Origin of the sequence: Bartonella sp. TT110JLCBS, assembly GCF_042193405.1 — a bacterium.
Taxonomy (GTDB): domain Bacteria; phylum Pseudomonadota; class Alphaproteobacteria; order Rhizobiales; family Rhizobiaceae; genus Bartonella.
In genome coordinates this window covers 349-627 of sequence record NZ_JBHILT010000247.1, presented here as the reverse complement: position 1 = coordinate 627, position 279 = coordinate 349, and the positions used below count along the sequence as shown (strand labels likewise).

Genomic DNA, 279 nt, shown 5'->3' with positions numbered 1-279 from the left:
TTGCAATCGCGATTATTAGTTATGCCGCGTATATTGGAATTGGACGTCGGTTCAACCAGGCGGAAGAATTACGACAGGCTAATATCAAACTGAATCAGGCAAATAATAAAATAGCTAAGTTAACTTCACAAAGAGTTCGCCAAGAGGTAGCCAGGGATTTGCACGATACCTTGACCCAAGACATTGTTGGGATCAATATGCAACTGGCAGTCATTAAAATGTTGGCGGAAAAACAGGACTACGATAAGATGAAAATGATGTTGGATAAAACAGAAAAGA

The 279-nt window shown here is 39.8% G+C and carries 1 protein-coding gene; it reads left to right on the top strand.

Translation table 11 applies throughout. The features are described 5' to 3' along the window. On the top strand, positions 1-279 hold a 279-nt coding region (locus tag ACFILW_RS10705; RefSeq protein ID WP_375685825.1), incomplete at both ends, for a histidine kinase.